Origin of the sequence: Ursidibacter arcticus (assembly GCF_009761375.1) — a bacterium.
GTDB lineage: Bacteria > Pseudomonadota > Gammaproteobacteria > Enterobacterales > Pasteurellaceae > Ursidibacter > Ursidibacter arcticus.
Window position 1 is genome coordinate 1 of sequence record NZ_LEKM01000220.1, and the last position, 2,509, is coordinate 2,509.

Consider the following 2,509-nt stretch of genomic DNA (forward strand, 5'->3'; position numbering starts at 1 on the left):
CGATGTTTGGGTTGTACAGGGGAGATTTGGCAAACTCATAAAGCCGAAATTAAACACAACATAGGAACAACACAATGAACCTACATGAATATCAAGGCAAACAAATTTTTGCCCAATATAAGCTCCCTGTTAGTCGAGGGATTGCGTGCAAAACGGCTGATGAGGCTGTTGAAGCAATTAAACAATTAAGTGGCGATGCGTGGGCAATTAAATGCCAAGTACACGCTGGTGGTCGTGGTAAAGCTGGTGGCGTAAAACTCGTGCGTAACGAAGCTGAAGTGCGTGAATTTGCAGATAAATGGTTGGGTAACCGTTTAGTTACCTTCCAAACAGATGCAAGTGGTCAGCCAGTCAATACGCTTTATGTTGAAGAAACCGCAAATATCGATCGTGAACTTTATTTAGGCGCTGTTATTGATCGCTCTTCACAAAAAGTGGTGTTTATGGCATCAAGTGCTGGTGGTATGAACATTGAAGAAGTGGCAGAAAAAACCCCTGAATTACTTCATAAAATTGCAATTGATCCTTTAACGGGCGGAATGGCTTATCAAGGACGTGAATTAGCCTTTAAATTAGGCTTATCAGGTGATCAGATCAAACAATTTACCTTTATTTTTACTCAACTTGCTAAATTATTTGTTGAGAAAGATCTCTCTTTATTGGAGATCAACCCTCTTGTTACAACAAAAGAAGGTAACTTACTTTGCCTAGATGCCAAAATGGTTGTAGATGGCAATGCGTTATATCGTCAGCCTGAACTCGCTGCAATGCAAGATCCGAGCCAAGATGACCCTCGTGAAGCTCTTGCTGAATCTCACCAACTTAACTATGTTGCTTTAGATGGCAATATCGGCTGTATGGTCAATGGTGCTGGTTTAGCAATGGGAACAATGGATATTGTGAAACTTCACGGCGGTTTCCCTGCAAACTTCTTAGACGTGGGCGGTGGTGCAACTAAAGAACGTGTGGCAGAAGCATTTAAAATTATTTTATCAGATAAAGCGGTAAAAGCGGTTTTAGTGAATATCTTTGGTGGTATCGTCCGCTGTGATTTAATTGCTGATGGCATCATTGCTGCGGTAAATGAAGTGGGTGTAAATGTGCCTGTGGTCGTCCGCCTTGAAGGAAACAATGCAGAATTAGGGCGTGAAATCTTAGCGAAGAGCGGATTAAATATTATTGCGGCAGCTACCTTAACAGATGCTGCTATTCAAGCGGTTAAGGCTGCGGAGGGTAAATAATGTCTATTTTAATTGATAAAAATACAAAAGTAATTTGCCAAGGCTTTACTGGTGGTCAGGGTACATTCCATTCTGAGCAAGCTCTCGCTTATGGTACACAATTAGTTGGCGGTGTTTCACCTGGCAAAGGCGGAACAACCCATTTAGGATTACCTGTATTTAACACTGTGCGTGAAGCCGTAGAAGCAACAGGTGCAACTGCCACTGTGATTTATGTTCCAGCAGCTGGTTGTAAAGATGCAATTTTAGAAGCGGTTGATGCTGGTATTCAGTTAGTGATCTGTATCACTGAAGGTATTCCAACTTTAGATATGCTCCAAGTGAAACAACGCTTAAACCAAACTGGCGTACGTATGATTGGCCCTAACTGCCCAGGTGTTATTACACCAGATGAATGTAAGATTGGTATTATGCCGGGTAGTATTCACAAGAAAGGCAAAATTGGTATTGTTTCTCGTTCTGGTACATTAACCTATGAAGCGGTAAAACAAACGACTGATGAAGGTTTTGGACAATCTACCTGTGTGGGTATCGGCGGCGACCCTATCCCTGGTTCAAACTTTATTGATATTCTGAAATTATTCCAAGATGATCCTGAAACTGAGGCCATTGTAATGATTGGCGAAATTGGTGGCTCTGCGGAAGAAGAAGCGGCGGCTTTCATTAAAGAATATGTAACCAAGCCTGTCGTTAGCTATATTGCAGGAGTTACCGCACCAAAAGGCAAACGAATGGGGCACGCTGGTGCTATTATCAGTGGTGGTAAAGGTACTGCCGATGAGAAATTCGCAGCACTTGAAGCGGCTGGTGTAACCACTGTTCGTAGTCTTGCTGATATTGGTTCGGCATTGCGTAAAGCATTAAACCAATAATGTCTAATTATAGCCCCATTTTATTGGGGCTATTTTTGTTAGATTTAAATGGTAATTTGCCCCAAAAGTTGAAATAAACAGCCAACTGATTAAGGGCAGATTTTTTCATTGTTCATACACCTTACTTCGATAATTGATTTTATATTCAATTAACCCCGAAATATCCCATCAACCCCTGCTCAATAGTTTCAAATTCAAATAAATGACTTCTAAGCCATTGCTTAATTGTTGCCCAACTTGGTTCTATGACATTTAACTCAGGTGAATAAGGGGGTAGGGGCAGAATAATGTGTTTGTGTCTTTTGTCATTGGTATTGTTGATGCTATTGGCGTCTGTATTTGTTTTGATACTGTCATTAATAATTTCTTGTAAGTGTTTCATTCTATGAAATTTGG

3 protein-coding genes are annotated in these 2,509 nt (G+C 40.9%); 2 read left to right on the top strand and 1 reads right to left on the bottom strand.

The features are described from left to right. The first annotated feature begins 74 nt into the window (after nucleotides 1-74). Together sucC and sucD are read left to right on the top strand one after the other, a co-directional pair. On the top strand, nucleotides 75-1,241 hold the full coding sequence (gene sucC / locus A1D25_RS10410; RefSeq protein ID WP_157395609.1) for an ADP-forming succinate--CoA ligase subunit beta: 1,167 nt from the start codon (nucleotides 75-77) through the stop codon (nucleotides 1,239-1,241). Then, nucleotides 1,241-2,113: a succinate--CoA ligase subunit alpha gene (gene sucD / locus A1D25_RS10415; protein WP_157395610.1), complete on the top strand. Its 873-nt coding sequence runs from the start codon at nucleotides 1,241-1,243 to the stop codon at nucleotides 2,111-2,113. The genes sucC and sucD overlap by 1 nt, the downstream gene beginning before the upstream one ends. 145 nt (nucleotides 2,114-2,258) lie before the next feature. Here the strand turns inward: sucD and A1D25_RS11005 are convergent. Next, the coding region (locus tag A1D25_RS11005; RefSeq protein WP_205420614.1) for a transposase at nucleotides 2,259-2,509 on the bottom strand (251 nt) is incomplete at its 5' end.